The 4187-nt window shown below is 65.4% G+C and carries 5 protein-coding genes and 1 pseudogene; 3 read left to right on the forward strand and 3 right to left on the reverse strand.

Going from position 1 to position 4187, the window contains the following annotated elements:
* Positions 1–375 (forward strand): annotated as a pseudogene (locus tag VKI00_RS14795) (alpha/beta hydrolase); the annotation flags it as partial.
* A 45-nt stretch (positions 376–420) separates the two neighbouring features.
* Here the strand turns inward: VKI00_RS14795 and VKI00_RS14800 are convergent.
* On the reverse strand, positions 421–1194 hold the full coding sequence (locus VKI00_RS14800; protein ID WP_324438568.1) for an SDR family oxidoreductase: 774 nt from the start codon (positions 1192–1194) through the stop codon (positions 421–423).
* A gap of 97 nt (positions 1195–1291) precedes the next feature.
* Between VKI00_RS14800 and VKI00_RS14805 the strand changes: the two genes are divergently transcribed.
* Positions 1292–2134, forward strand: coding sequence for a class I SAM-dependent methyltransferase (locus tag VKI00_RS14805; RefSeq protein WP_414687198.1), 843 nt, complete (start codon positions 1292–1294; stop codon positions 2132–2134).
* Here VKI00_RS14805 and VKI00_RS14810 read toward each other — a convergent pair.
* The gene (locus tag VKI00_RS14810; RefSeq protein ID WP_324438571.1) at positions 2094–2753 is read right to left on the reverse strand and encodes a TetR/AcrR family transcriptional regulator; all 660 of its coding nucleotides are present in this window, start codon (positions 2751–2753) and stop codon (positions 2094–2096) included. The genes VKI00_RS14805 and VKI00_RS14810 overlap by 41 nt on opposite strands.
* A gap of 156 nt (positions 2754–2909) precedes the next feature.
* On the opposite strand from VKI00_RS14810, the gene VKI00_RS14815 reads away from it, so the two are divergent.
* Complete coding sequence (locus VKI00_RS14815) at positions 2910–3041, forward strand: hypothetical protein (RefSeq protein WP_324438573.1); 132 nt, start codon at positions 2910–2912, stop codon at positions 3039–3041.
* A gap of 9 nt (positions 3042–3050) precedes the next feature.
* Here VKI00_RS14815 and VKI00_RS14820 read toward each other — a convergent pair.
* Positions 3051–4187, reverse strand: a 1137-nt coding sequence (locus tag VKI00_RS14820) for an NAD(P)(+) transhydrogenase (Re/Si-specific) subunit beta (protein ID WP_324438575.1), incomplete at its 5' end; no start/stop codon positions are given.

Below are 4187 nucleotides of genomic sequence, written 5' to 3' on the forward strand. Positions count from 1 at the left end.
CCGGTGATGGTCCCTACCGCCGGCAGGCCGGGCGAGGTGGCGTTGATGCACGCCCCCGACGCTTACTCCGGTTATATACGGTTGGTGCCTGAGGGCACGACGTTGCGAAACGAGGTCGCCGCCCGGATCGGTGTGAAGTTCCTGCCCTACCGTCCGGGTCGGCTCGCATCGAAGATCACCTGCCCAATCCTGTTCTGCGTCTGTGAAACCGACTCGGTCGCACCGTCGGGCCCAACCCGCCGCTACGCGGCGACGGCGCCGCGCGGTGAGGTCAAGCTCTACCCGGAAGGCCATTTCGAGATCTATGTCGACGACGCGTTCGAGCGCGTGATCGCCGACCAGATCGAGTTCCTGGACAAGAACTTGAAGCGCTAGCGGCGACGATGCGCATCGGCGTGAGGGGGAGCCGCGGAATCGAACTCAGCGGATGACGCTGATGCCGCCGTCCACCGGGATCACCGCGCCGGTGATGTAGGTGCTGGCGCGGCTGGCAAGGAAGACGGCGATGCCCCCGATGTCGTCGGGTTGACCGATGCGGCCCAGCGGCAAGTGGGCGCCAATCGCGTCCGGGCCCGCTCGCAGCAGCTCCTTGGTCATCCGCGATGGGAACAGTCCGGGCGCGATCGCGTTGACCAGAATCCGGGGGGCCAGCTCGCCGGCGAGGTGTTGGGTCAGCATGTGCACGGCGGCCTTGCTCGCGCTGTAGGAGAAGTTGTCCCTGCCGCGTCCCGGCGGGACGATTGCGTCGATGCTGCCGGTGTTGATTACCCGCGCGGGGTCGTCGTCGGTTGCGGCCGCCGTCAGCATCGGCACCAGGGCACGGGTCAGCAGGAACACGCCTTTGACGTTGACGTCGTAGATCTTGTCGAAGCCGGATTCGGGGAACTCGCCGAACGGCGCCCCCCACGCCGCGCCGGCGTTGTTGAACAGCGCGTGGACGACGTCCTCCCGCTCGCCGAGGTCGGCCACCAGCGCCTGAACGCCGTCGATGGTGCCGAGGTCGGCGGGGATCGCCTGCACCGACCCGTGCGCTGACAACTCCGCGACGGCGGCGTCGAGCTCGGCCTTCTTGCGGCTGCACAGATACACCGTCGCGCCCGCCTGCAGCAGCCCGCGCGCCATCATCACGCCGATGCCACGGCCGCCGCCGGTGACCACGGCGACCTTCCCATCGAGACGAAACAAGTCACTCATGGCCATCAGTCTGGATGCAGGTCGTGCCGCGGCGTCCAGAGGCACCACGTATAGGACGTTTAGTTTGGAAGCAGTACCGGGAGAGAAGGAGAGAGCGGTGACCGACCAATCCGGCAAGCTCGATTTCTCCGGTGTGCGCTGGGGCTCAGTCGAATGGACGAACTTGTGCACGCTGTACTTGCGGGCTTACGAAAGTCATTTGGAGCGACCAGTTCTCGGCGACCGGCACGCTGCCGAGGCCGTGGACCGGATCGACTACGACTTCGCCCGGATGCACCGCGCCGCCCAACCGTGGGGCAACCAGTTCCTGGTTGCGTTGCGCGCCAAGCAACTCGACGTATGGGCCGATAACTTCCTCCGCCGCAACCCCGACGCCGTCGTACTGCATCTGGGCTGTGGACTGGACAGTCGCGCGTTCCGGCTTGACGTGCCGTCCGCGGTGTCCTGGTTCGACGTCGATGTGCCCGAAGTCATCGCGCTACGGCGACGGCTGTACGCGGAACGCCCCGGCTACACGATGATCGGGTCGTCAGTCACCGACCCCCGCTGGCTGGACCTGATCCCGGCGAATCGTCCGGCGTTGATCGTCGCCGAGGGCCTGCTGATGTATCTCACCGAGGCGCAAATACGCGATCTGCTGCAGCGCCTGACCGATCGCTTCGGCACCGGTGAGCTGCTGGCAGACCTGCTCTCGCCGTGGGGCCCGCCATTCTCCAACTCCCCGCTGCTCGCGAAGGCTTCCACGTCGGGAATCACCAAATGGGGTACCCGAGACGGCCATGAACTGCCCGGGTGGAACTCGCGGTTACACCTCGTCGAGACGTCGATGTTCCTCGACGCCGCCAAGGTCCCGCTGAAGCCGCAACGGCTGATCTATCGAATGGTGGCCGCCGTGCCGTTTATGAGGAACTACGACCGGCTGTACCGATTTCGGTTCTGACCCCGAGAGGTGACTCGTTGCGGACCGACTCGTCGCGGATCAGACCGCGCAACAGCGCGGTGCTGAACTCCGCGGCAATTTCGTTGGCGCTGCGGCGTCCGCTCGGGCGCAGCCATCGGTAGGCGCCGAGCGTCATCCCGATGTAGCCGAGTGCCAGCACGTGGGAGTCGCACGCGTAGAACTCCCCGCTGGCGATACCCCGGTCGATCAGCCCGTGCACGTGCTCGTAAACCTGGGTTTCCTTCTCGCGGATCGCGGCGACCTGCTCTTCGGTGAACCACTCGGTGATGTAGGGCTGTTCCTGGAAGTACACCGCCGCCCCTTCGGGATTGGCGGCAATCTGGTTGAGCAGCCGCACCGTGTACTGGTAGAGCGCTTCGCGTGCCGACATCGAAGGGTCGTCGTGCACGGCGGCCAGCGTACGTTCGGCGGCCCGCTGATAGATGTCGTAGAGGATCAGCGACTTGCTGGCGTAGTAGTGGTAGACGGTGGCCTTGTTCAGCCCGACCACGTCGGCGACGTCGTCCATCCGGGTGCCGTGGTAGCCGCGGGCGGCGAACAGCTTGGTGGCGACAGTCAGCAACTCCTCGCGGCGGGAGAGGCCGTTCTCGGATGGCATGTCTACTCGCTATTCGGGAGGCCGGGGGTGCCCGGAGTCAATCAACTAGTTGGATAGTCTAGGCAGAACTGTTCTTCACTGTTCCACGTTGCCCGGTGGGGCTAGACTGCTGCACGAGGCAGGTCGCGATTCGCTGTAAATCGAGAGGGTGGTCTGATGAATCCAGATCCCGATCCCAGCTACGACTTTTCCGACGAAGCCGAGTTCTACTTCAGGTACCTGACGTGGGGCCTGCGGGGTGTCGTCGACGGTAACGGCTACCCGCCACAGGCGTACCCGCCCGTTTAGCTAGCGGCTCTACAGCGCCTTCAGCTCCTCGGTGACTGCGGACACCGACTTCTTGGCATCACCGAACAGCATCGTGGTGCCGTCTGCGTAGAACAGCGGGTTGTCGATACCGGCGAATCCGGAGTTCATCGATCGCTTCAGCACGATCACCGACTTCGACTTGTCAACGTTGAGGATCGGCATGCCGTAGATCGGACTGGACGCCTCGTTGCGGGCCGCCGGGTTGGTGACGTCGTTGGCGCCGATGACGACGGTGACGTCGGTGCGGGCGAACTCGTCGTTGATGTCGTCCATGTCTTTCATCGCGTCGTAGTCGACTTCGGCCTCGGCCAGCAGGACGTTCATATGCCCGGGCATCCGGCCGGCGACCGGGTGGATCGCGTACTTCACCGGCACACCCTTGTCTTCGAGCAGGTTGGCCATGTCCTTGACGGCGTGCTGGGCCTGCGCGACCGCCAAGCCGTAGCCCGGGACGACGATTACCTGGTTGGCATAGGCCATCTGAATCGCGGCGTCGGCCGCCGAGGTGGACCTGACGTGCTTGTCGCCGCCGTCGTCGCTGCTGGGTGCCACGCCGCCGCCGCCGAACCCGCCGGCGACGATCGCGGGGATGGAGCGGTTCATCGCCTTGGCCATCAGGTTGGTCAGGATCGAACCCGAGGCGCCGACGATCATGCCGGCCACGATCATCGCGGTGTTGTTCAACGCCAACCCCGCGGCCGCGGCCGACAGCCCGGTCATCGCGTTGAGCAGCGAGATCACCACGGGCATGTCGGCACCGCCGATCGGCAACACCACCATCAGGCCCAGCGCACCGGCAGCAGCGAGCAGACCGATCATCCACCACAGCGACACCCCGCCGCTGCCGGGATGGGCGCCCAGGCCGATGACGATCGCGGCCGCGACGGCCGCGGCGAGCAGCAGCACATTGATCGGCTGCTGAGCCTTGCCCAAGCCGATCGGCGATCCGGAGATGATCTCCTGCAGCTTGCCGAACGCGATGACCGATCCCCAGAACGAGATCGACCCGATGATCGCGGCGAACAACGACGCCACCACGATGTGCACGGTCGGTGTCTCGCCGTGCTCGAAGGCTGAAAAGCCCTTCGTCTCAATGAATTCCGCGAGCGCGATGAGCGCGACGGT

Source organism: Mycobacterium sp. (assembly GCF_035314665.1).
Taxonomy (GTDB): Bacteria; Actinomycetota; Actinomycetes; order Mycobacteriales; family Mycobacteriaceae; genus Mycobacterium.